This is a genomic window from Bacillus sp. 105MF (assembly GCF_000374885.1).
Classification (GTDB): Bacteria; Bacillota; Bacilli; order Bacillales; family Bacillaceae_G; genus Bacillus_A; species Bacillus_A pseudomycoides.
Genome location: NZ_KB895577.1, coordinates 129,039 through 151,095, shown reverse-complemented (window position 1 = coordinate 151,095; position 22,057 = coordinate 129,039). Strand labels below are relative to the sequence as shown.

The window sequence follows — 22,057 nt, the reverse complement described above, 5'->3', positions numbered from 1 at the left end:
CTATCTACACTTGATAGAGTAGGCATACGGAAATAGCTATTTCGATTAAGATTTAAATGGCAACGTCTTGGTAACCCACTTCAGTTACTTTTTCATTTAATAGACGAATCCCTAGTCCATTTTCTGTGTCCCATGTACAATCAAAAGTTATCCCAATATCTCGCTCTTCATAAATATCTCCATATGGAACTACAATTCCAACTAAAGTTATCATCTCAAGTAATTGATTAGTTGTTTCGATGTGTGGATAATTTTCATTAAATTCAATATCATACCCTAGTTCTTGACGCTCTTGTTTGTAATAGTCTAATATCGCTTGTAAAAAACCTTGCTGTAATTGTTCCCAATTTTGCACTAATGAGTTATAAGCAGTATATTGTTCTTCATCAAACTTACCGTCTTCTTCACCTTTAACCATCAATGCTATTTCAGCTTCTTTCCCACAAAATTCAATGGTAATATACTTAACCCATCCATATGTATATTCAAGCTCACCAAAAACCACATCATTTATTATCATTTTCAAACTCTCCCTTTTTATTTATCAGAAAATCTCTTGGGCCAAGATTTACTTCTCTGATAGTACAAAAGTCATCCTCTTCATTAACATTATTTTTATTGTAAAACTAATCTAATCAGCTACAAAGTTGTTTAAATTAAAAACTTTGAAGGACTTTAAACCAATTAAAAAGTTGTTCTATCCTACTCTCTAATATTAACTGTTATTGCCAATAGATTCTATACTCAGTACCGTACCACTGGTTCCTAGTTTTTCAATTAGTTTTTTTGCCTTACCATATGGAAATCTCTCTACTAATATATAAGGAGGATTTTTTGAACCCTTTAGCAAATCTGCAGTGGCAATCTCAATCCCTAATACGTTCTTTATTCTTATTAAATCTTTCAAGCCTTCATTAGGAGTTTTTGCTAACACTATATTACAAATATCAGATGGCTTAATTATTGTTTTCTGTTCTATTTCACTTAAACAACCACTATTCACCCATTTGTTAAAATCAGAGGTAATTATAGTAGCATGGTTTGGATTCATATCCCCAGAATCAATAACTAATACCTCTTTTCCCTCTGCATCTTGAGACATAAAAAAAACATTGCCTCCACCGTCATCACCAATCGAGATATACCCAATTGCATATTCATCTACTTCCCAAACCTCATTTCTTTCTACAATATGCTCCGTACCATAAATAACTAACCCACTACCAATTGAAAAACCATTTGTACATCTTAATAAACCCTTATATACATTGGGGAATTTAACTTTCATACGATCTTCTACTTCTTGGATTGCAATATCACTTGCTGCCGTTTTTGATCCTGCTTTAATCATTTGCCTATAGATCTCATTAAATTCATAACGTATATCAGTATTCAAGCCTTCATTTTTTCTCCGTTTCCTCTGCATAGAAGAAATTATTGCACGCGATCGGCCAAAGCTTGAAGGGAGAAGTATTACAGAAGCTTTCTTTTCCTTATAATCAAAAATCCTCCCTCTTTAGCCCATCCTTTTACCTATTCATTTTGCAATGGATAATGAGACTGTATTCGATTATCAGAAGCAATATCTTTCTTTCCTGGTGCACGATTATCCTCTGGACTGACTCTACCTATGAAATAGCAACAACCTGCTTTAGATTGTTGCTTACTCAATAGTTTCAAAGATATATATTTGCATTCTTCAACCCAAAAGATATAATTCTTTTAGAGTTTCTATAAAATCAGAATCCGTTTTTACTTCAATCATATTAATAAGATCATAAAATCGGCTTAGTTTAAAAGAAAAATTGTATAGAACAACCGCGGCACTATTCAACTTTCTAAATCTATCTATATAAATCTTAGAGCCACTTTTCCCTAAAAATAAAACATTATATCTATCATTTGTGCTTTTTTCTAAAATTATTCTATCTGGCTTAAGTTCGAAAAAAGAATGATACTGTTCATCTGAAAAAGTTTTGAATATCTTTTGAATATTATTTATTGATGTTGCAATCTCGATTTCATTTTGAACATTTGTATCATATTTTCTTACTTCTAATTTATTTTTCGAAAAAATATATAAAGCCAATGCTGATTTATATTTATCTGAAAATGTATCTACTTTGTATTCTTTTCCTCTAACAACTTCAAAAAGCTCATAAAGATTATTTGCTTCATTAAAAGTTAACTTAACAATAGTTTCAGGATGATCTTCCCCACCTAATGGTGCAACACAAATAATATCTTTTTCCCTTTTGATCACTTTAAATACTGTTTCAATTAAATTATATATACCACTTAAGTCCATATTTCACACTCCTTTATGGCTTTATTTGTTTAATAACTTTAAGCTCTATTAATTCTTCTATAGAGTAAGGTCGACCATTAGATTTATATTTAATAATTTGCGTTCCTCCACTTGGCTGATTAAACCAAGGAGCAATCTTCTCTGAAGTTACTTCAAAATCATCAATAACCTCATAAACATTATAAGGCGCTTATTCACTATGCGGAGCCAAAACCCTACTTGGGAACGAATCTCTTTCAGGAGCTAAAGAGAAACCTGCTGAATTACCATATCTACCTAGTCTCATTCCGGGATGTAATGTTTCCACTTTTTGAGTTCCCGAAACAAATCCTTCATTAGGCGGCCAATGAATTTCTCCTGTTTTTTGGTCATAGTATTTTGGATTCTTATATACATTTTCATATTTCTTATATAATCCTTCATTAGGTGGATAATCCCATTTCTTTATATTTTCAAGGATTTTCACATCATCTACATGTTTTCCAGCCTCACTAGCTCCCTTACCAACATTACCCGTACCCTTAACTCCACTAACTTCCTTACTAACCTCTGAACCACCATTCCCTATTCTCGTAGCAAGCGAAGCCTCAATCCCCTGAATCTCATCATTGATTTTCTTACTGCTCTCTGCATGGCGCCTATTAGCCCATTCGGTAACCTTTCCGGGGCCAACTTGCTTCACTGTCAATGTACCGTCTTTAGCTACTTCAACACTTTTGAGTGTAGATGTTACATAATCAACATCTCCGACTATTTTTTGGCCAATCTGATACAGTTTGTCATTTCCGGATTTTCCCGTTTTTAATCCAGCCAATGTGAAATAATCTAATTATTATTTTACCTATATGAATTTTTGATTGAAACCATTTTTATACTAAAGCAAAAGGGCTATCCCATAAGCAAGTGAAACCAACTTATGGAACAGCCCTTTTATTTTGAATACCTGTTAATCATGTAATTTTTTTAGTTCGTATTTTACTGATTGTATTTTAAGCCCCTGCTACCTGCTAATTGGATCGTAAACTATAATACTGAGACCCAATTTATTTGGGACATTTATCTAGAAAATATGCACAAAATATTTGCGAACTTGTTTCATTCATCGGTAGACATTGCTATAAGCTTAATTTTCTTTCTCTAAAACACTAGCTTTTATTCTGTGCTTTAATTATTTCCATACCCTTCATAAATTTCTTAATAGAATCCTCATTCTTCATTAATCCACTTAAGTATAACAATACATCAAATTCTGCAGGGTCTGCATCATAATATATCATTCCTGGATCGATAAAAGGCTCATAAACTATATTACATATATTTTGTCCTCCTATTTGTACACTAAAACATCTTTCCAATTTGGAAATATAACTATTTGTACAAATTAGATCGTCTACAGATGTTTCAAATGATTGTCCATTGTAGAAAAAAAATAGTTTGTTATCTTGAACATAAATACCAACTACCTGTCCATCTTCACTTATTCCACCAATCCCTTGTACTGTTTTCCTATCCCCAGTTTCTTTTATTGAATACGTATTATTATCAATTAATATGTATGATTCCAGTTTTGGATAATTATGCAATGTTATCATAATGATTATACTCCTTTCCAAATAGAAGACGTTATTATTTCACTGCTATACATTGTTATTTTCTATTTTAATTATAAGTTAGGAATTTAGATAATTTATGACTTTGTAGCAAAATTATACTCCTGATGTTAAAATTTCTTATGAGTTTTTTAATCTATTCATTCCTTTAATAAAACTTAACATGGAATCCTTACTTAACATCAAATTACTTAGGTATAGGAAATAATCGAATTCATCCTCATCATCGCCAAAAGTTAAAACGAATGGGCTTATATATGGTTTATATGTAATATCACACACAACCTTATCTGTTATTTTAACTTGAAAATTACGTTTTCCATTATCAGTTCTCTCATTTATACAGATAATCTCATCAGGAATTGCCTCATATTTCTTCTCATTATATATAAAAAAGAATTTATTTGAATCAACAGAAATACCTATCAATTGTCCATCTTCACTAAATCCTCCCACACCTTGCCTAACTAACTGTACTTTATTTTTTTCAACTATTGAATATCCACTAGGTTCTAATATAATATATGTGCCAGTCTTAGAGTAATTATTCAGTATTATCATAGGTTACACCTCCTAATGTACTAATCCTAATAGTGTATTTATTGCATCTTTTTGCATTGATTTTTCAATTATAATTTTCCATACTTGTTCATCTCATTCATAAATTCCTTTATCAATGTATGAATCTTTTATCTTATTAAACATACTCTCAGCTGTTGTTCCTATTGGATTACCGTATTTTTAATATTTCTTTCCTCTAAACCAGCTCTCTCCTCTGCAGTCATATTTCCCCTTGCTGTAATTTTTGCCGATTACACGCTTCTACAACTTGCACCATAAAAAAGCAGCAGAGATTTCTAGTATTTATCTCCGCTACTTTTTTCATTAACTTCCAAAACAAACTAATTTTCATTCCTCATAATCGTACAAATACTTTTCAGATAAGATTATCTAATGAGAGCCTCTTATTTCTTTCATAACTTTTTGAATTATCTTACTTATGTCTCAACTCACTCAAATTCGTCTAAACTATTCAGAGTTTTATCACTTATGTCAGAAGGTTCAAATTCCTCCCAATTGTTTAATTGAAACGATACTCCATCTACATTTACAAAGCCACTTCTCTTATAGAAATAACCACCGCGTTCATAAAGTTTTATTACTGGCTCAAATAGATCTTTGTTTTCAATAGCGATTTGATTTCCCTCATCTATAAGTGCATTTAGTTCAAGGAAACTTGTAACTATTGCCTTTTGATAACTATTCTTCACTTCATTAATTAATTCAATTCCTTCTATATTTACTTGCGGTGATGTGATTGAATTAGAAATACTTATAAAGGGGTAAACACATTTACCTGGATATGTCCGGAAAAATATCGCAGTTCTTCTTAAATACTCTTTGCACAATTGGACATTCGATTTTCTTTCTATTTCCCCAATACGACTCCAATCAATTGCTGAAATCCGCTTAATTGCTCGGTTTAAATTCCCCAAATATTTTCACCCTTTACATTCATCGCCCATTATAATGTCATCTCGCCTAAGCTTGTTTTTCTCATCCTATTTTTATGCACGATAGTTCACCCATCATGAATTTTCAATTTTTATATAATCAGCTAATGTACTCAATCTCTTATAAATATCACTGTTCTGCTGAGGGATTATAATCAACCTCTGCATTTTTTAAGCCTTCTATTACTTTATTTATTCGTCTCGATAAGTCCTTTATTTCTTCTGATGTTAATTCATCTTCTGCTTCCTGTGGATTAAACAAACTTAAACTCTTTGTTATACCTTCAACGTAACCAACGAAAACTTTATCATAAGTAATTAAAATCTCTCCTATAGCAACATCAACGATAATATCCTCTATTTTACCTAAGTTATTGAAATCGTCTACTATTCTTGCTATTGTGTGTCTATGCCCTCTATTTTGAGATAAAAATTCTTTATATACCCCTTGAATTGTTTCAAACAACTCGTTGTATGTCCAGTCTTCCATTAAAAATCTCTCCATTACCCATTAATTTGGTTTTAATCTTTCCCCATTATTATGTATTATCTCTAATTGTTATTACTTCCTACAATTTCTTTGCATGAGAAAAAGAGATAATGTTTCTTATTTGAAACACTACCTCTTTTCATTGTTATAACATATATTTACTTTTAGTTACAATTAACTATTTTATCAAACAACACTTTTATGTTGTTACTTTATTATATAATGCATTCAATATTATAAAACTATTTATGCGTATTTTTTAATTCCATCCTTTAATACCTAATTTAGGGTTAATCATCTTATCTGCATCATGTTCTTCAATAAAAAAATAAATTAAATCTACAAAAAGCCTTAAGTCTTTCTTGTCTACAATATAATACCACTCTTGCATATGATCTCCACCTATACAATACTTAAGTCCTCTTTCAGAAACTTCATCATCAAATCCCCACATTCCCATTGGCATGATAATGTTATACCCATTATAATTCAACCAAATATTTACTTTATCTTCATTTACTTTTATCTTCAATTGACACTCATCACTGGTATACCATAAAAAATCTTTTTTATCTTCTATTTTCCAAATCATTTCAACTTTCCCCCATGATATATATCATATAATCCAACACAAGCATCCATACCTGGATTACTACTTACAGATGCATTAACAACTTCCTCCCATGAACCATATTTTTCAAAAAGGGACTCTGGTGTTGGACCTTCTGCATTATTATAAGTTTGTAAATTACTCTTTCTTACTAATCCATATCCCTCCATATCACCTTTTTCAATATAGCTATTTAACCTATTTGCATTGCGTTCATTAACCATCTTTCTTGCAATATCTTCTGTAGAATATCCCTGACTATAAAGATTATCCAACATTTTCTCATTAGCCTCGTGATATGCTTGTCTTGTCTGTTTGGCAATTTCAACTTGATCAGAATCGCTCCAATCTATTTTATTTGCATATTTACCTATACGAGTTGAATCAGGATTAGGTGAAAAACCATAAACTGCATCTGGATTTTCAAGTATATCTTTTACCGCCTTTGGGTTATCCATAGGATTATTCTTATAGGTAAATTTAGCATCTCCCGTACCCTTAGCAAGCGAAGCCTCAATCCCCTGAATCTCATCATTAATTTTCTTACTACTCTCTGCATGGCGCGTATTAACCCACTCAGTAACCTTTCCTGGACCGCCTTGTTTCCCTGCTACTACACCGTCTCCAACTATTTCATGACCCTTGTTGAAGAAGGCAAGTGTATTCTCCATTCCTTGGGTCATTTTTCCGCCAAGCTGATACATTTTTTCATTTCCGTATTTTTCTGCTTTTAGGCCTGCTAGTCTCACGCGGTCAAGCGCAATATTTTTGTTGTCTCGCAATGATTGTACTATATTTGGATTAAAACTAGTTTCTCCAGTTCGCAGTTTCGCTAATAATCCAAGGTTAGTTGTTACTTTGATCCTTTTTACAACTTTGTTTCTACTATCGTCGTACACTGTACATAACCATTATAATCCATAAAAACAGCACCAAAGATGTAACACTTAGTGCATTTATAAAATTGTAATGAATCCTTTAAATTAAACTCTATGCTTAAACGCAAAAAAGCACTTGTTGTCTTTAGTAGACAATCAAGTGCTTTAAGTTCATGTATATCCGTATGGTCCTATGGACGCAATTTCATGAAGTTCTTACTTTTTACAATAGATTTCAAAGAGGAAGTGTCCGTATGATAACACTTGTATCAAGTCGTTTCATGCCATTTTAAAGAAAGGAGAAGTATATCGTACACAATACGTCACATTTGAACAGGCAAATCTGGCACTATTTCAATATATTGAAGGGTTTTATAACCGCAAGCGAATTCATAGTAGCATTGGTTATAAAACTCCTCAAGCAATAGAAGATCTAGCTAAAAAGGTAGCTTAGATTTAACTTTCTCGTGTCCAAAATATTGACTCAAATCCACTCCTTGCTTTTTCAAGTTCTTTTAAGATTTCTTCTTTTTCTAACTCCTTAAATCTAGAAATCTTCTCTTCTAAACCATACTCTATTAATTTAAAAAACTCTTTATATTTTAAACATGATATCTCTTCTGGATAACCAGGAAATCCCATACTTAATACAACTTCATCCATCTCACACCTTTCAGAATCACCGTCATCATAGGTACTGTAAGTAGCTATCATACAAACATCATCAAAAACAACATCTTCTTTTGTTAAAATTACATTTATACATTTTATTATTCTTGATTTATTAATAAAAATCCCTCTAATAAAATTCTTATTCCATTCATCACCCATAATCTTTTTCTCGCTCATAAACATTCTCCTAACTACATATCTTAATCAAAACTTGTTACTGGGTGGAAATTTGCAATTTCCCCGTCCCTAAAATATCCCATAAACTTCATTCCGTTTGATGCTTCACCACAAATTAAGTGCCCATCTAAATATCCATATTCAGCGAATGATTTTCAAGTTTCTTCTCTAACAATCTTTCCACATTTTGCACCCGTTCTGCCAGCAAATCCTACGTCTTTTTCAAACTACCACCAAACAAATAATATTTTTTAGGAAGTAATTTATCAATCCTTCGGTACATATACTACAAAATTATCCAAATTCAAGAACAAGTGTAGCATAGACCCTTTTACAATCTTTAAATTATCATCACATCAATGACTACTAAAGAAAATAAAACCGAAACAATACAAGAGCACTGAAAAAAACATTCATACGGAAAAAGAACTATTCCCATCTTCAATTATATGTGTGTTGAATTGCCCTACTATTATTATCATTACACTTATTCCTCCCTTTATTGCTTTTAAGCATAAAAAAAGACTAACAAAGAAATCATCATCTAATGTTAGTTCATATTTTAGGTTGTATCTAGATCGCAGTTTGATTACATGTAAAAAAGTTCATTCCTTCTTATCGTTTAAGTTAGAATAAGCCTTTGAAAATTTATCAAGTAATTAGCAAATTGTTGAGCGTTTGGTTTTTTGGTTATATTTCACAATCTTATCACAAAGGCTGTAAACGTAAATTATAATCAGTTCAATTATTCTCAATATCAATATTGTCTAAATTTTCATCTGAAATATCAGCAGCTTGTAACTTTACATATCGTTCCCGCCAATTGTCTATAGGAAATGCTCCAAATCCATAGTCTAAATAGATACCCTTATCAATTCTAAGAGTGCCTCCCCTTTCAAAGTACTTTATTAATGGCTCATAAACGTCTTGAAAATCACCGTTAATGATCTTTCCATTCTAAGTAACGCAGACAAATTGTTTTACATAATAAATTTGGTTTACCTGGCTCAGTAAAAATACTTGTAATAACATCCTCGAAATCCAGATTAATATCTAACACTTTTGCGGGGCTAAAAAATGGTCCACATTCAAATGGATAAACTTCTAAAAACAACGAGCTCCTTCTCAAATACTCAGTGATTAAAAGTTCACTAGATTTCTTTTTCACTTCAGAGGCTCCACATGTAACCTGAGAAATACGAGTTATTGCCTGTTTCATTACATCATTCATATCATTCACTCCATTTGAGATTATAAAATTGAGCGACACTTTCCTCATATTAACTCTGCCTTTTTTTCTGTCGCTGTATCAATCTTTAATTTTACCTTCACAGGGGGTCCCTCGTATCGTTTCGGGGCTTTCCCCGCCTCCTCTATAAGTACGTTCTGCCCACTCTTCAAATTCAAGTTTGAAAAAAACTATGCCGTTTTTTTCTCAAGCCACTGTCCTAACCAATATCCATTTCGCATAACATCTTCACCAAAGTTTTGTAAAAGACGTAATGGCCATCCGTACCTTGGATGTTCTAAAGTAAATGTAGATACTTCCCAATTCTATTGAAAGAATCCCCGATAATCCTGATGATTTTGAGATTATAGTAAATAGTAAAGGATAGCCCGCAATGTTTTTTCGAAAGCTGGCTATCCTTTTACTTAATTCATATAAGTTTCCGATTAAACTGCGTATGCTTCTTTTTTGGAACTTACACAGTTTAATTTACACTCTCATTGAATATTTTTTACAATTTTTAACTTAGTTTTGCATTTTTCATGCTCCGCAATCCAAAACCACTTGTATACGCTGTGCCAACTTTTCTTTTTCATCATCAGATAGCTGTTCACCTTGAATATTGTCTAATGTAAACTTCTTCAATTCGTTTATAAAACTCATGTCTTCTATTTGTGGCATCAAATTATATCGTAATAAATTTTCAGCTAAGGTTGTATACACTATAATTTTTTCACTTGCTGTATTTTTGCAGTCACGCTCAAAACGCTTGAATACTTTAGCAACTACCTCATTTTCATCTGTATCATTAGAGTTGATTTCATCAAAAAATTTATTAACTTCGTCTGTTAATTCTTCATAGTACCAACATACTCTTGGATAATAGTCTGACGGCTTTGCTTCTAATTGTTTAAGTACCTGCCCCTTACGAAAGAGGAAATCATTGTACTGTTCCTGTGTAAGTTTATGCTCCTGTTCTATTAACATAAAGTTAATATTTGATATCGTTTCAATCATATAATTTTTGAATGTATTGGAAATTTTAGAATGCGAAACTAGAATTTCTGCAAATATTACACTGATAATTAATTTATCTGTCTCGCTTTTTTTCATTAACATATCATACTCATTAAATGTTCGTGCAACTGCCTCCTTTCTGCTCATTTTTTCATCTTCTACATATTCACTATACGTCTCATATATATATTCTGAATACTCTTCACAGCTATAAGCCATTTATAAAACCTCCGAATTTTATTATTTTGAATTTTCAAGCAGAATAGGTATATCACCATTATGAAGTACTTCAACTTTAATATTAGGATAGTCTTTTTGAAATTGCTGAATGATTTTATTGCAACTACCACATGTATCCTTTTCGGTGAACAATCTGATAGTTCCCGTCACATCTTTATTACCACCTAATCTATTTGCTACGTCATTTAGTATTTTATACTCTGTATCTGCATCTCTAAGGTAAATATTCCCTGCATTGTCAGGTGCTTCAGTTGCCTTGTATACCGGGTTCTCGGGTTTGAATGAAAACTCCTCTGTTCCTGGAATTCCTTTTGCTGAGTTATGAATGCCACTATGTGCATAGAAATCTGTCTTATCAACACCTGTAACATTTACTTCTGCATATGCAAAATTACCCCGTTCTTTATATTTATTAGATAATCCTCCTCTTGCTTCAGCCACCTTATCAATAATATGTTTATCAGCTTCTGGATCAATCAATTTGGTAGGGAATCTACCTCCACTATCACCCGTACCCTTAGCAAGCGAAGCCTCAATCCCCTGAATCTCATCATTAATTTTCTTACTACTCTCTGCATGGCGTGCATGAACCCACTCGGCAAGCTTCCCTGGACCAACTTGCTTCCCTATCACTGTACCGTCTTCAGCTACTTCAACGCCTTTGAAGGAAGCTGTTACATAATCTACACCCTCGGCCATTTTTCCGCCATACTTAATTACTTTTCCAGCAACACTGAGGACTTTTCTAACCGGAATAATGTTCAAAAGCGTCCAACTTGCCGCAATAAGTCTTTCTTTTGTGGATAGCTCTTTTCCTGTCCGTTGGTCTGTACCTGTAACTGCTCTAATCGCATCGTTTACATCAATAAACTCATCAGCTTGCAAATACTTTTAAACAATATTTCGTAATTTTTTTAGATGACTTATATTTCCTTCTTTTAATTATATCTCGTTTTTTATTTCAACAAAAAACTGGAAGATTATTCACATCTTCCAGTTCAGATCATATAGACAAAAACTTCAACAAATAACGTTATAAAGTGGAGATGTTCCTTTACCAGTAATCGAGAAACTCGCAATATTGCATAATAACGATATTTATTCTATTTATAAAACTATACACTAAGTTATTAATTTAATTAATCTTCAGAATCCTCATTATTCATAATATATTCGATATCTTCATCCGTAAATTCATTTCCTTTAAATACCGGATGCCCGTTTGGATCAAGCATCCCCATCACTTTTTTATCTTTATCAGACACAATCAATGTATAGTCCTCCATAAGAAAAGGGGGTTCTGGTAAATCTACTAATACTCTCCATGCCGGTCTCACATCATTATTATTTCTATTCTCTTTATCAATTTTGAATGTATAAGCCTCATCAAAGAAAAGTTGGTGGATGTCTTCATTAACCACTCCATCTAAGTTACTTTTCTTATGATATTGTTTCGCAATTGCTATTGCTTCCTCAGGTTTTAATACCACATCTACAGTAATTTCATTTATTTTTCTATAATGCCTAGAGAAATCTTCTTTCTTTAACTTAATATAATCTTGAAATTCTTCATTAGACAATTGTTTAAACTCTTCATCAGATATGTTTTTATACTTATCTAAAGACATAAAAAATCCCCTCCATAATAAACAGTACAGTAACTTTCTTTCAACTGTCTACTATGAGGGGATAATACCATAATACCGAAGTCATCTTTTTAACACATACTCTTAAAAATCTTTTCATTTATTAATTTTATTAATGATAGTATTTATACCTTCAAAATAATATATTTATTTTCTTGGTTTTTAATTTTCTTTTTCCTCATCACCGAATATTTCTTCAAATTCTTCATCAGTCATAGTTTCTAAATGAGGAGAAAAAATATGACCATTAGGGTCGATAATATATTTAACGGCTGCTTCTTTGTCTGAAATAACAATCGTGTATTCATTCTCTGCAAAAAAATCATTTGGTTCTATGCTTACTATAACCAACCACACTGGTCCATTGACACTATCAAACTCACTATAAAATTTTATTGTACGTTCCAAGTTTTCTAAAATATCACCTGATAAATTATATTTACTCTTATAATCTATGGCAATGTTCATAGCCATATTCAATGTTATATTTGTATCCATTAGTATCCTCCCTTATCATTCAAAGCCTTTCCACCCTGGTGGAGGCCATTCACCAGTTCTTAATTTAAATATATACTTTTGTGAAAACAAAATCTCTTCAGCAGTGTTATCGGTACCCTTACTAGCAAGGGAAGCCTCTACACCCTTTATCTTATCATCTATAATCTTATTGCTCTCTATATGATGCTTATTTACCCAGCTATGGAAATCTGTATCGCCTTGCTTAGATGTTATTAAGCTATATTCATTGATTTCATTTTTCAGTTTTAGCAGTCATGTGATCTATGTTTTTCGCCATTTTTTTCTCCAAGCTGATACAGCTTTTCATTTTCAAGTACTAAAATAAAGCTCCATGATGGTACTACCTTCATTAGCTCTCAATTCTCAAACAAATCACCCCTTTTTATACATGACTAATGTGCCTATATTTAAACAAATATTAACCATTTATTTAATAAGCAAAAAACCTTGAAAGGCATGAGCCAATCAAGGTCAAAAATAGTGATTTATAATCTTCACTTTCTTTACCAATTCCAGTAATAAATATCCAGATTCATTTGCTATCATCTCACACCTTTAAACAGTTAGCAGTTGGTCAGGTTCTGTGTGCTACACAACACTCTCCATCCGCCAAAAGTTGACGGCGGGTTGTACATTTAACTAAGTGCTACAGAGAAAGCAGATTCAAGCATAGTATCAAAATCGCAAAAAGTTTCCATATGCTCACCTGAAGGCTTATCTAGTTCAACAAAGTTTTTTTTAGAAACATTATAACAATACCAAGCTATATCTGAATCTCCAAAAAAAACCAACTCATCTTCGTCTTTAATTGACTCCCATGTTTCATTGGCATCAAAAAAACTATCCACCTGATTTTTTGGCTTTGAATCCAAAAAATTTTGGTCAATCCCATAAATTTTAAGTCCATTAAATTCAATTCCATTAACTGTTTCTAAAAATTCATAGTATTGCTGTGGCAGTACATCTTCACCAAATTTTTCTACTACAGATTTACGAAATCTTGATAACTCGTTTTCATTGGTAGGTAAATTGAGTTTTCGGTTTCGTTTCTCTCTTATTTTGGATATCTGACTAACTTGCTCTCTCCACATATAATCACCTTCTAAAAAATATTTATTCCTTATTAGGAGGATAAATGTCTCCTTTTGGAATAGGAAAATCTACTATTTTACTGTCCCCAGGTTTCATACCCTTTGTTAATGAATTTTGTTCATTTGTAATAATCTTGTGATAGGGATGGTTTTTATTAGAACTAAGTTTTCCACATCATTGCTACCACCTTGATCCAAAGGGATTTTATGATGAGCTTGCCAATCGTCAGGAACTAGTCCGAATTCCTTCGTATCTTCAATATCATTATCTGAAATTGCAGATTTTTTTAATCCTTTTATTTTTTCAGGATTATCAGCCATAGATTTCATCAACTCTTTCCTGACCTTATTAAAATCCTTTCGCAATTGAGCTGTGTCATTTGGATTTCTTTTATTAAAAGTAACCTTTTCGGTTTTAACATTAGGAAGTTTGACTTACTAACTCCTGAGCCAGCATTCCCTATTCTCTCCGCAAGCGAAGCCTCAATCCCCTTCTCATCATTGATTTTCTTACTACTGTCTGCATGATGCTTATTGATCCATTCGGTAACCTTTCCTGGTCCACCGCCACATTGTACCGTTTCCAACTGGTTCATGGCCTTTGAAGACAGCTGCTATATATCCACACCCTCAGCCATCTTTCCGCCGATCCGATACATTTTTTGAACAATATCTATTATTAAGGTCACTAGTTTGAGAAAGCCTAAAATCTACATACTCTAACTGAACAGTTCATTTTTTTATTTTAATCAAGAAAATTATTAATACCTATAAACCTACTCATCAGATTCTAACTCTTTCTTAATATATTTTCCATGTTTATCCTATTATATTATCTCTAATTTACAAAATAAAACACCTAAACAACTTAAATTGTTTAGGTGTCTTTATTACCGCATTTACTTATTTAATATTACTCATCATCTTCATCATAAAATGTTTTTTTAGAAATTCAGTAAATAATCCCGCTATATAAAAAATATCTTCTCAAGCAGTTTCTTCTATGACATAGTATTATCTTCTTGCTTTATTTAAAATTTCACGTATAACCGTTTCCATTCCTTGAATACGATGTTCCACTATGAACGAATCCTGTTTTATAGGTTTCCCACTATATACTGGTTCAATCCTTCCTGACACTTTGAATAAAATTGTACGTAAAGATTCAAAAGAACTTAAAGATAATAAGATTATGGGTATGAAAATTTCGAAAGACAGAAAAGAGAATCCAGAGGACTAACTCCCGGATTCTCTTGTTAGAAAAATAATGTCCAGCTAAAAATTCTGCTTTCCAAGTATTTTATAGCATCAGAAAAAAGTCATATTTATGCATACCACTCAGCATCTGAAAATTGATCAGCATTTTCATTAGGTTTTACATTAAATTCATTAATGAATCTTTTTATTTCCGACATAATTATTACTTGGTCTTTACTGTCTATAATAAAACCTCTATGATTATTCCAACTCTTATCAATCTCCAAGTTTATATTTATCTCTCGCTCACACCAATCCATAAAATCATACATAATCAATGTAAAGCAAATGTTTAACTTATCAATTGCCACCCACAGTTTTGCTTTTCCATCCTCTATTTCCTGTATACGGATTCTTAAATTATTTTCCACATAACACCGTGTATTTTGATTTTGTTTTTCCTCAATCATAATCATAACCTCCTACTACTTATACAAACCTGTTAACACATCCATTGCTGGGCTTGATTTTGTGCTACTGTATATTACATCTTCCCATGAACCATATTTGTCAAAAAGTTGTTCTGGTGTAGGCCCTTCCTCTCTACCATATGTTTGACGATTCCGTGCTTTCATTGCATTGAGTCCTTCAAGATTATTGGAATCAAGATATGATTGTATTCTATCCAAATTTCGCTTTTCAACCTTCTTTCTTGCAATTTCTTCAAGCGACATTCCTTCACTTTGAAGTTTAGTAACCTCATTTGTAAGCTGATTCCTTTTTTGTTCTAATTCCTTAAGATACTTCATTCTTTCAGTTTTTGCAAAAGCAACTTCTTCTGGATTGGTCCAATCAATTCCGAATTTATCTAAAGGCGACCCTTGTTTAGGTGAATATCCATAAACAGCATCAGAGTTAGCTTCAATTTCTTTTGCTATTTTAGGATTACTTAGAGGATCTATTTTACCTGCAACACCGCTAACTTCCTTACCTAACTTCCTCTCCGCAAGCGAAGCCTCAAGCCCCTGAATCTTACCATCCATAAACTTACTACTCTCTGCATGGCGCGTATTAACCCACTCGGTAACCTTTCCTGGACCGCCTTGCTTCCCTGCTACTACACCGCCTCCAACTATTTCATGCCCCTTGTTGAAGAAGGCAAGTGTATTCTCCATTCCTTGAGTCATTTTTCCGCCAAGCTGATACATTTTTTCATTTCCGTATTTTTCTGCTTTTAGACCTGCTAGTCTCATGCGGTCAAGCGTAATATTTTTTCCGTCTCGCCATGATTGTACCATATTTTTCCCTTGATTTGGATTAAAACTCGTTGCTTCCTCTTGTAATTTCCCGAATGATCCAAAAGCTTTGAATCCTTTTATAGCTGCTCCAGCACTCGCAATATCGAAGACACCAAAAACATATCTTTCTACTTTTTCTCCTTGACTTAATTTCCGGTGTGTTCCCCAGTCTTCTCCGTCATGGGCACTTTTTACTTGGAGCCCGCCAAATACCAGTGATGCTGCAACCCCTAATGGTGGACAAATGAACATTGCTCCGACTGTTAGAACTCCTAATCCAAAGTCACGCCATGCCTCTAGTTGTTTTTGCTCATCCTCTATTGATCTGTATTCAAACCCTCGCGTCGAAGGAACACGTTTTCTGTATTCTTCATAGTCAAGCTTCATGTTTGGATCTTTTCTTTTCCATTCTTCATATTCAGCATGAAGAACTTTATCAAATGCACGTGAGTCTTTGAAAATATCATCCACCGTTATTTTAGGTTTTGTTGTTGTGATCGTTTGCGGTGTGTTACCGTAACTATATGAACCTGGTACTGTAGTTGTTGTTGTAGAGCCAATTCGGTTTGTAGTTTCAAAGTTTTTAATTGATAAATCTCTCATTTTTTGTGCAAATTGATCCATTGTTACTAAAAATGGTTTATCAATATGATCATAAACGACTTGCCCTGCGTCATCACAATATTTTTGTAGAGTCGTATATGCAACATGTAATTCCGCAATTGTTTCAGTCTGATCTTTATGATGAAAATAAATACTTCCATCTGAATCAAGGTCATGTATTCTTTCCTGTACATCTTTTAAAAGACCATTCGCTTGATGTAATTTTACGAATGTATCTTTTGTGATTTGGTTCAAGCCATCTTTCATATCTACCCAATCTTTCGGCTTATAACTAACATCCATTTTTCTTCCATCCCCCATTCCCATATCAGCCGTAGTTATTCTTGAGGTTGTAATTTATTATGTAATTCTTCATCTTGTGTTTTCATTTCTTGGCGAACAACCTCTACAATGGATGCCGCTCGGTTATAATGGTCTGCTAGTTCCAATATTTTATTTAATATTTTCGGATACACGTCTATAACTCGCATCGCTTCTCCTTCAAGATAGAATTGACACTTCTCTAGATTTTTCGCATTTGTCGCTATAGCACCTGAATAAATGTTATATATGCTTTGAAGACGTCTTATAATGTCTTCTATCTCATCATAATTCAATACAATTTCTGAACTGCTACTTGCTCCGCCATCTTCCATTGGTATTTGCATTAATTTCGTCCTCCTAACGAGAATTGTCGTGGATCACTTATTTTCTTATACGGCATTTTTAAAACATCATATAATTTCTTGTTCACCGCATACAGACTAGCCCATTCATAACGCTTACGTTCTACTTCTATTTGAATAAAGTCTTCCCCCTCTGTAAAGTACAAGAAGCATTCCCATTTCCCTCTATCTTCTGCTCTTCGGCTCCGCGGGCGAGACACTGTTTCGATAGCTAGTAAATCCTTTTCAGATAAATCCATTTCTTCAAATGTTCGCTGCTCTTTTTCTGTCATCTTCTTTGTAAAAAAGGTATCTTCAATTTCTCTTGGTTCTCGCATTAAAAACGGAATCCGTTCTAATAATGAAAAATAGACATCTCGCTTCGCTATGTAATGAATTTCATATTCTTCATTTTGTTTTCGTTCTGTTAAGACAGCTACTCTGTCTTTATCTTGTGGCAAAAATCCAATTAATAGATTATTAATTCGCGTATACTCTTGGCTTTCTTGATATGCCCTCAGTAATTCAATCAGCTGAAAAGCCGCTGGTGTCAGCCCATTATTCTCTGTAATAAGCCCTTTCTCCTTCAATTCCGCTGTTGCTTTCGTTATGCAATCTTCATCGGTTAAAGCAAGAATTTCACGCTCTTGTAAGCCAAATATGTACGTGACTCCAGCTGCACCAGCTAATGTGTACAGTTCAGCAGGTGTAAAGCTCCACACTTCTCTTCCCATCTGTTTTATCCTCCTCTCTATTTCAATCTTTTTATATTTTCTACTTCATCCCTATTTGTAAAGGAATGAATGTTCTTATCAAGCTCCTTAAGCGCCTTTGTCTGTCCTTCAAGTGCATCTGCGACTTCAGAATTGTACTGGATGAGCAATTCTAAATAACATAAAAAGGCATCTCGTGTTTTCCCATTCCAACGAGAACCGGTTACATGTGATTTTAGTTCATTTGCTTGCTGGAGTGATTCTTTTACTCCCTTTTCAATCTGCTCTGCATAAGAAATGGCACTCGATATTTCATTTCCATGAATCTCAATTTCTTGACGATGCATTCCCATTCCCCTTTTCCTTCAATACTTTATACAATTTTCTACTCTACTATCTCTAAGAGTTTTTTAACTTATTTTTTTCTGCTTCTATAGCTGCTGCAGCTGTTTGTTCTTCTGAAATTGCTTGTGCCTTATATTCCTCCCATTTTTGATATGCCCTGCTTTTAGCAGACCTTACATTACCTAGGGCTTCGCGAAAATAACTGATTGTCTTGGAGTATTCTTGATCCTTTTGAGGACGTTTTACTTCAAATTCACGAGCTGGAATTTTATCAGATGATAATCCACCATTTTTCGCATCATACCTTTTCTTTGCTGATTCAATCTCTTCGATCAATTTTTCTAATTCTTTTTCCTTACTTTTTAAGTAATCATGCAATTTATCATATTGATCACGCTTCCGTTTACTTTCTGTATACCCGAAAAACTCTAAAAACGAATCCACCAAACTTCCCGACATCATGATCCCCCTTATTTACCTTGATAAGATAATATATTTTTCAATATATTTCGCATAGAATTTCTTGCGATTATATTCTGATTTATTAATATATAATGAATCTTTTTTTATATCAATATTTTACCAAAAAATGATAGTCATTTCACTATCTATTAAGATAGAACACTTCATCATGCCCACTTTGTAAATAGCAAATAATTTTATAAAGCTATACAACCCAGAAACTTCCATCAGTAGAATGCTTACTGCCAGCGAATAGCAGGTTAAAAATGCGTCTTGTTGAAGAATCTCTTAATTCGAGTTATGGTTATTCTACTCTTTTGAAAAAATACGGTATTCCTTCATTTGAACTGGTTAGTCAATGGATGAAACTGTCTGAAAGGTTTAGTGCTAGAAAATTAAACTGCTCCCCTACTTACTCTGTTCGATTTATTCTAAATATTATAAACTATAATGAGTTAGAGCAAGTAAGTAAGACAGTGTAATGTAAAAAAATGATATAGGAGAAAGATGATGACAATGCAATTAGTGAAACCAACACACCAGCATAGCAAACAAATCATGGCTTATCGGCAAGCATTCCTAGATGCAAGAGAACAACCACATGGTAGTTGTTCCTTACAACAATTTGATTCCTTTGACGAATGGCTTGAAAAAGTCACAATCCAAGAAAAGGGAGAAAATTTACCACTAAATCGAGTTCCATCCACTCAGTTTTTGAGCATTGAAAAGGGGAAATTAATCGGTTTCATCAATATACGCCATCGATTAACACCAGAATTACTGATGGAGAGCGGACATATCGGTTATAGCGTGCACCCGGGCGAACGTCGAAAGAGTTACGCCACTGGGCAACTTCAGCTTTCCTTATTTGAAGCGAAAAAATTAGGATTGGAGAAAGTGTTGATAACTTGTGACAAAGCAAATATCGCCTCTGCCAAAACCATTCAAAAAGTTGGAGGTATCTTAGAAGATGAAGTAATTTCCCAGAATACTGGCGAAATTGTTCAGCGTTACTGGATCGAATTATGATTTCGTAAATTTTCAAGAGCCATTCTTGAAATCGTATCGAAACTGGATTAAAACGAAAAGAAAAATCGGAGTGAGGAATCACTCCGATTAAAGTCTAACTTTTGAGGTTCAGTACAAAGAACCTCTCCTTACTTCAACTTCCCTTCAAAAACAATTTTTCTCCCGCACGGTTCCACAACTGTTTGTCCATCTTTCTTCACTTCATGAAAGATCGGCTCTTCCATGCGGCGCGAAGGTGCATATCCTTCACGTTCCATACGTGCTAAACAATCTGTAATGCTTTCGTTCTCTTGTACTTCAAATTTTTTCTTATTAGGTTGTTTTGTCATGCCCTAACCTACTTTCTATTTTTCTTGATGCGAATTAACTTTTCATATATGTGATATATAGAAGTGCAATAATTGCCATTATTATCATAACCGCTATAAAAAAGCTTGTATACTGTATTTTTTCTATAAATACGCCTCCTAATACAGGTCCGATAATACTTCCTATACTAAAGGCAATTCCGGATAATATATTCCCAGCTGGCAGTAAGTGTCTTGGTAATAAATCCGTCATAAAGCCAAGTCCTAATGAGAAACATGAACCGATTACCATGCCAGCTAAGAGCATGCACCCAAATACAATCCAATAATACCCGTCAAACACCGCAGCAAGTAAGAAAACGATTGTACTGATGCTGAATGTCCACGTTAAAATGCGGTCTCTTCCATATTTATCACTTAATATACCAAGTGGAATTTGTGTAATAATTCCCCCGATTGCAAATGCTGGCAATAAGAAGGATACATCAGAGACAGACCAACCTTTTCGAAGTGCATATACTGGCAAATTACTATTCAGCATTGCTTCTAGCGCACCGTATGCTAAAGGTCCCATAAGTGCAATCCACGCAAGTACAAATACTTGTTTATAACGAGAAAGCGATGATTCATTTTCTTTCCCTGTTTCATCTTGAACTGGAAAAGCATTTTTAGTTGGAAGTAATAGCAACCACCCTATTAAGCAAAGAATCGTCGATACAATAAATGGAGTTGCAAGTCCATACTGAACAGTACTCGCTAAGTATGGTCCTACTGCAAAACCGATACCAAAAAACACTCCATATATAGATACTTGTCTTCCAATTTTACTTGGATCAGATGTCGTTGTAATCCACGTTTGCGTTCCAACATGTAACATATGATCCCCTATTCCTACTAGAAAGCGAAGTAAAAACCATATCCAGAATGAAAATGTTTGTGTAAAAAAGAATAATGAAATGATAACGAGAAATCCACCGATTACGATAATTGGCTTCATTCCAAACCGCTGCATCGGTTTTTCAAGCCATGGCGAAATAAATAATATTCCAATATATAACGCAGTTGCATGGATTCCATTAATACTGGAACGAATTCCTTCTTGTTCAAAAATCATTGCGATAGCTGGTAGAAGCATCCCTTGCGATAATCCAGAAATCGCAACAATCCCCACCATAATCCAAAATGTAAATCGTATTGACATCCTGTTCCCTCTCCCTTTTCAAGCTCACCAATTTTCATTATAAAGTGAAACTTTAATCAGTGGGGGGTTTTTTTCATCCCCACTGATTATTAGCCCTCATCAATCGGATTTTTACGGACAGCCCGTCTCCCACCTAACTTCTTTGCTCTTGCTGAATTTTGAGGTGGGGGTCTTACTGCCCGCAAATAGCGGGATAAACTTTTTTCAGGAATGAGTGTGTGAATATCAACATAAAA

General features: G+C 33.5%; 28 protein-coding genes and 3 pseudogenes. 2 read left to right on the top strand and 29 right to left on the bottom strand.

Features of this window, described 5'->3' with window-relative positions; translation table 11 throughout:
* Nucleotides 1-52: 52 nt before the first annotated feature.
* The 11 genes and pseudogenes from C564_RS0118445 to C564_RS0118400 all read right to left on the bottom strand — a co-directional run bounded on the left by C564_RS0118445 (nucleotide 53) and on the right by C564_RS0118400 (nucleotide 7,431).
* Nucleotides 53-520: a DUF2004 domain-containing protein gene (locus C564_RS0118445; protein WP_003202854.1), complete on the bottom strand. Its 468-nt coding sequence runs from the start codon at nucleotides 518-520 to the stop codon at nucleotides 53-55.
* Nucleotides 521-715: 195 nt separating this feature from the next.
* Nucleotides 716-1,474, bottom strand: coding sequence for an SMI1/KNR4 family protein (locus tag C564_RS0118440; RefSeq protein WP_231382335.1), 759 nt, complete (start codon nucleotides 1,472-1,474; stop codon nucleotides 716-718).
* 225 nt (nucleotides 1,475-1,699) lie between these two features.
* Nucleotides 1,700-2,308: a hypothetical protein gene (locus C564_RS0118435; protein WP_018766337.1), complete on the bottom strand. Its 609-nt coding sequence runs from the start codon at nucleotides 2,306-2,308 to the stop codon at nucleotides 1,700-1,702.
* Nucleotides 2,309-2,321: 13 nt separating this feature from the next.
* A pseudogene (locus C564_RS37560) lies at nucleotides 2,322-2,483 on the bottom strand (glycohydrolase toxin TNT-related protein); the annotation flags it as partial.
* A 15-nt stretch (nucleotides 2,484-2,498) separates the two neighbouring features.
* Nucleotides 2,499-3,122, bottom strand: a complete 624-nt coding sequence (locus tag C564_RS37555) for a hypothetical protein (RefSeq protein ID WP_018766336.1) — start codon at nucleotides 3,120-3,122, stop codon at nucleotides 2,499-2,501.
* 331 nt (nucleotides 3,123-3,453) lie between these two features.
* Nucleotides 3,454-3,900 carry a hypothetical protein gene (locus C564_RS0118425; protein ID WP_018766335.1) on the bottom strand — a complete coding sequence of 149 codons (447 nt, stop codon included), beginning with the start codon at nucleotides 3,898-3,900 and terminating at the stop codon, nucleotides 3,454-3,456.
* A gap of 138 nt (nucleotides 3,901-4,038) precedes the next feature.
* On the bottom strand, nucleotides 4,039-4,479 hold the full coding sequence (locus tag C564_RS0118420) for a hypothetical protein (RefSeq protein ID WP_018766334.1): 441 nt from the start codon (nucleotides 4,477-4,479) through the stop codon (nucleotides 4,039-4,041).
* 449 nt (nucleotides 4,480-4,928) lie between these two features.
* On the bottom strand, nucleotides 4,929-5,414 hold the full coding sequence (locus C564_RS0118415) for a hypothetical protein (RefSeq protein WP_003209557.1): 486 nt from the start codon (nucleotides 5,412-5,414) through the stop codon (nucleotides 4,929-4,931).
* A gap of 148 nt (nucleotides 5,415-5,562) precedes the next feature.
* Entirely contained in the window at nucleotides 5,563-5,922 is a 360-nt protein-coding gene (locus tag C564_RS0118410) for an Imm3 family immunity protein (protein WP_018766333.1), read from the bottom strand.
* A 259-nt stretch (nucleotides 5,923-6,181) separates the two neighbouring features.
* Complete coding sequence (locus tag C564_RS37550) at nucleotides 6,182-6,514, bottom strand: hypothetical protein (RefSeq protein WP_018766332.1); 333 nt, start codon at nucleotides 6,512-6,514, stop codon at nucleotides 6,182-6,184.
* The gene (locus tag C564_RS0118400; RefSeq protein ID WP_018766331.1) at nucleotides 6,511-7,431 is read right to left on the bottom strand and encodes a hypothetical protein; all 921 of its coding nucleotides are present in this window, start codon (nucleotides 7,429-7,431) and stop codon (nucleotides 6,511-6,513) included. Before C564_RS0118400 ends, C564_RS37550 begins: the two co-directional genes overlap by 4 nt.
* A gap of 214 nt (nucleotides 7,432-7,645) precedes the next feature.
* Between C564_RS0118400 and C564_RS35005 the strand changes: the two are divergent.
* Nucleotides 7,646-7,864 (top strand): annotated as a pseudogene (locus C564_RS35005) (IS3 family transposase); the annotation flags it as partial.
* A 2-nt stretch (nucleotides 7,865-7,866) separates the two neighbouring features.
* On the opposite strand, the gene C564_RS0118395 reads toward C564_RS35005, so the two are convergent.
* The 16 genes and pseudogenes from C564_RS0118395 to C564_RS0118320 form a co-directional block, all read right to left on the bottom strand.
* Complete coding sequence (locus tag C564_RS0118395; protein WP_018766330.1) at nucleotides 7,867-8,259, bottom strand: hypothetical protein; 393 nt, start codon at nucleotides 8,257-8,259, stop codon at nucleotides 7,867-7,869.
* Between the two features lie 940 nt (nucleotides 8,260-9,199).
* Nucleotides 9,200-9,490: a hypothetical protein gene (locus C564_RS0118390; protein ID WP_018766329.1), complete on the bottom strand. Its 291-nt coding sequence runs from the start codon at nucleotides 9,488-9,490 to the stop codon at nucleotides 9,200-9,202.
* A gap of 537 nt (nucleotides 9,491-10,027) precedes the next feature.
* On the bottom strand, nucleotides 10,028-10,723 hold the full coding sequence (locus C564_RS0118380; protein WP_018766328.1) for an Imm3 family immunity protein: 696 nt from the start codon (nucleotides 10,721-10,723) through the stop codon (nucleotides 10,028-10,030).
* Nucleotides 10,724-10,744: 21 nt separating this feature from the next.
* Nucleotides 10,745-11,629 (bottom strand): deaminase domain-containing protein, encoded by an 885-nt coding sequence (locus tag C564_RS0118375; protein WP_018766327.1) that lies wholly within the window; start codon nucleotides 11,627-11,629, stop codon nucleotides 10,745-10,747.
* Between the two features lie 254 nt (nucleotides 11,630-11,883).
* Complete coding sequence (locus tag C564_RS0118370) at nucleotides 11,884-12,372, bottom strand: hypothetical protein (RefSeq protein WP_018766326.1); 489 nt, start codon at nucleotides 12,370-12,372, stop codon at nucleotides 11,884-11,886.
* Nucleotides 12,373-12,552: 180 nt separating this feature from the next.
* Nucleotides 12,553-12,888, bottom strand: coding sequence for a hypothetical protein (locus C564_RS0118365; RefSeq protein WP_018766325.1), 336 nt, complete (start codon nucleotides 12,886-12,888; stop codon nucleotides 12,553-12,555).
* 105 nt (nucleotides 12,889-12,993) lie between these two features.
* Nucleotides 12,994-13,217: pseudogene (locus C564_RS37545) on the bottom strand (HNH endonuclease); the annotation flags it as partial.
* 327 nt (nucleotides 13,218-13,544) lie between these two features.
* Complete coding sequence (locus tag C564_RS0118360; RefSeq protein WP_003209536.1) at nucleotides 13,545-14,000, bottom strand: YrhA family protein; 456 nt, start codon at nucleotides 13,998-14,000, stop codon at nucleotides 13,545-13,547.
* Between the two features lie 105 nt (nucleotides 14,001-14,105).
* Nucleotides 14,106-14,321, bottom strand: coding sequence for an HNH endonuclease (locus C564_RS33600; protein WP_231382333.1), 216 nt, complete (start codon nucleotides 14,319-14,321; stop codon nucleotides 14,106-14,108).
* An 8-nt stretch (nucleotides 14,322-14,329) separates the two neighbouring features.
* Nucleotides 14,330-14,596, bottom strand: a complete 267-nt coding sequence (locus C564_RS0118350) for a hypothetical protein (protein ID WP_018766324.1) — start codon at nucleotides 14,594-14,596, stop codon at nucleotides 14,330-14,332.
* 729 nt (nucleotides 14,597-15,325) lie between these two features.
* Nucleotides 15,326-15,667 carry a hypothetical protein gene (locus C564_RS0118345; RefSeq protein WP_018766323.1) on the bottom strand — a complete coding sequence of 114 codons (342 nt, stop codon included), beginning with the start codon at nucleotides 15,665-15,667 and terminating at the stop codon, nucleotides 15,326-15,328.
* Nucleotides 15,668-15,682: 15 nt separating this feature from the next.
* Entirely contained in the window at nucleotides 15,683-17,401 is a 1,719-nt protein-coding gene (locus tag C564_RS32270; protein WP_018766322.1) for a hypothetical protein, read from the bottom strand.
* A 35-nt stretch (nucleotides 17,402-17,436) separates the two neighbouring features.
* Nucleotides 17,437-17,766 (bottom strand): hypothetical protein, encoded by a 330-nt coding sequence (locus C564_RS0118335; protein ID WP_006095325.1) that lies wholly within the window; start codon nucleotides 17,764-17,766, stop codon nucleotides 17,437-17,439.
* Nucleotides 17,766-18,497, bottom strand: coding sequence for a DUF5081 family protein (locus tag C564_RS0118330; RefSeq protein WP_018766321.1), 732 nt, complete (start codon nucleotides 18,495-18,497; stop codon nucleotides 17,766-17,768). The genes C564_RS0118335 and C564_RS0118330 overlap by 1 nt, the downstream gene beginning before the upstream one ends.
* 17 nt (nucleotides 18,498-18,514) lie before the next feature.
* Entirely contained in the window at nucleotides 18,515-18,823 is a 309-nt protein-coding gene (locus C564_RS0118325; protein ID WP_018766320.1) for a WXG100 family type VII secretion target, read from the bottom strand.
* A 52-nt stretch (nucleotides 18,824-18,875) separates the two neighbouring features.
* A complete protein-coding gene (locus tag C564_RS0118320) occupies nucleotides 18,876-19,280 on the bottom strand; it encodes a hypothetical protein (RefSeq protein ID WP_018766319.1) in 405 nt (134 codons plus the stop codon).
* A 519-nt stretch (nucleotides 19,281-19,799) separates the two neighbouring features.
* Between C564_RS0118320 and C564_RS0118315 the strand changes: the two genes are divergently transcribed.
* Nucleotides 19,800-20,312: a GNAT family N-acetyltransferase gene (locus tag C564_RS0118315; protein ID WP_026008616.1), complete on the top strand. Its 513-nt coding sequence runs from the start codon at nucleotides 19,800-19,802 to the stop codon at nucleotides 20,310-20,312.
* Between the two features lie 128 nt (nucleotides 20,313-20,440).
* Here the strand turns inward: C564_RS0118315 and C564_RS0118310 are convergent, their stop codons facing one another.
* Nucleotides 20,441-20,641 (bottom strand): NETI motif-containing protein, encoded by a 201-nt coding sequence (locus C564_RS0118310; RefSeq protein WP_018766317.1) that lies wholly within the window; start codon nucleotides 20,639-20,641, stop codon nucleotides 20,441-20,443.
* Nucleotides 20,642-20,675: 34 nt separating this feature from the next.
* Nucleotides 20,676-21,821, bottom strand: coding sequence for an MFS transporter (locus C564_RS33595; RefSeq protein ID WP_018766316.1), 1,146 nt, complete (start codon nucleotides 21,819-21,821; stop codon nucleotides 20,676-20,678).
* Between the last annotated feature and the right edge of the window lie 236 nt (nucleotides 21,822-22,057).

Excerpts from the sequence above, each read along its gene's own strand:
- C564_RS0118395 (WP_018766330.1), bottom strand. The coding sequence starts at position 8,259 with ATGAGCGAGAAAAAGATTATGGGTGATGAATGGAATAAGAATTTTATT.
- C564_RS37550 (WP_018766332.1), bottom strand. The coding sequence starts at position 6,514 with ATGATTTGGAAAATAGAAGATAAAAAAGATTTTTTATGGTATACCAGT.
- C564_RS0118380 (WP_018766328.1), bottom strand. The coding sequence starts at position 10,723 with ATGGCTTATAGCTGTGAAGAGTATTCAGAATATATATATGAGACGTAT.
- C564_RS0118315 (WP_026008616.1), top strand. The coding sequence starts at position 19,800 with ATGCAATTAGTGAAACCAACACACCAGCATAGCAAACAAATCATGGCT.
- C564_RS32270 (WP_018766322.1), bottom strand. The coding sequence starts at position 17,401 with ATGGATGTTAGTTATAAGCCGAAAGATTGGGTAGATATGAAAGATGGC.
- C564_RS0118390 (WP_018766329.1), bottom strand. The coding sequence starts at position 9,490 with ATGAATGATGTAATGAAACAGGCAATAACTCGTATTTCTCAGGTTACA.
- C564_RS0118360 (WP_003209536.1), bottom strand. The coding sequence starts at position 14,000 with ATGTGGAGAGAGCAAGTTAGTCAGATATCCAAAATAAGAGAGAAACGA.
- C564_RS0118365 (WP_018766325.1), bottom strand. The coding sequence starts at position 12,888 with ATGGATACAAATATAACATTGAATATGGCTATGAACATTGCCATAGAT.
- C564_RS0118410 (WP_018766333.1), bottom strand. The coding sequence starts at position 5,922 with ATGGAAGACTGGACATACAACGAGTTGTTTGAAACAATTCAAGGGGTA.
- C564_RS0118370 (WP_018766326.1), bottom strand. The coding sequence starts at position 12,372 with ATGTCTTTAGATAAGTATAAAAACATATCTGATGAAGAGTTTAAACAA.
- C564_RS0118320 (WP_018766319.1), bottom strand. The coding sequence starts at position 19,280 with ATGTCGGGAAGTTTGGTGGATTCGTTTTTAGAGTTTTTCGGGTATACA.
- C564_RS0118420 (WP_018766334.1), bottom strand. The coding sequence starts at position 4,479 with ATGATAATACTGAATAATTACTCTAAGACTGGCACATATATTATATTA.
- C564_RS0118435 (WP_018766337.1), bottom strand. The coding sequence starts at position 2,308 with ATGGACTTAAGTGGTATATATAATTTAATTGAAACAGTATTTAAAGTG.
- C564_RS0118345 (WP_018766323.1), bottom strand. The coding sequence starts at position 15,667 with ATGATTGAGGAAAAACAAAATCAAAATACACGGTGTTATGTGGAAAAT.
- C564_RS0118330 (WP_018766321.1), bottom strand. The coding sequence starts at position 18,497 with ATGGGAAGAGAAGTGTGGAGCTTTACACCTGCTGAACTGTACACATTA.
- C564_RS0118445 (WP_003202854.1), bottom strand. The coding sequence starts at position 520 with ATGATAATAAATGATGTGGTTTTTGGTGAGCTTGAATATACATATGGA.
- C564_RS0118310 (WP_018766317.1), bottom strand. The coding sequence starts at position 20,641 with ATGACAAAACAACCTAATAAGAAAAAATTTGAAGTACAAGAGAACGAA.
- C564_RS0118425 (WP_018766335.1), bottom strand. The coding sequence starts at position 3,900 with ATGATAACATTGCATAATTATCCAAAACTGGAATCATACATATTAATT.
- C564_RS0118350 (WP_018766324.1), bottom strand. The coding sequence starts at position 14,596 with ATGAACCAGTTGGAAACGGTACAATGTGGCGGTGGACCAGGAAAGGTT.
- C564_RS33600 (WP_231382333.1), bottom strand. The coding sequence starts at position 14,321 with ATGGCTGATAATCCTGAAAAAATAAAAGGATTAAAAAAATCTGCAATT.
- C564_RS0118325 (WP_018766320.1), bottom strand. The coding sequence starts at position 18,823 with ATGCATCGTCAAGAAATTGAGATTCATGGAAATGAAATATCGAGTGCC.
- C564_RS33595 (WP_018766316.1), bottom strand. The coding sequence starts at position 21,821 with ATGTCAATACGATTTACATTTTGGATTATGGTGGGGATTGTTGCGATT.
- C564_RS0118335 (WP_006095325.1), bottom strand. The coding sequence starts at position 17,766 with ATGCAAATACCAATGGAAGATGGCGGAGCAAGTAGCAGTTCAGAAATT.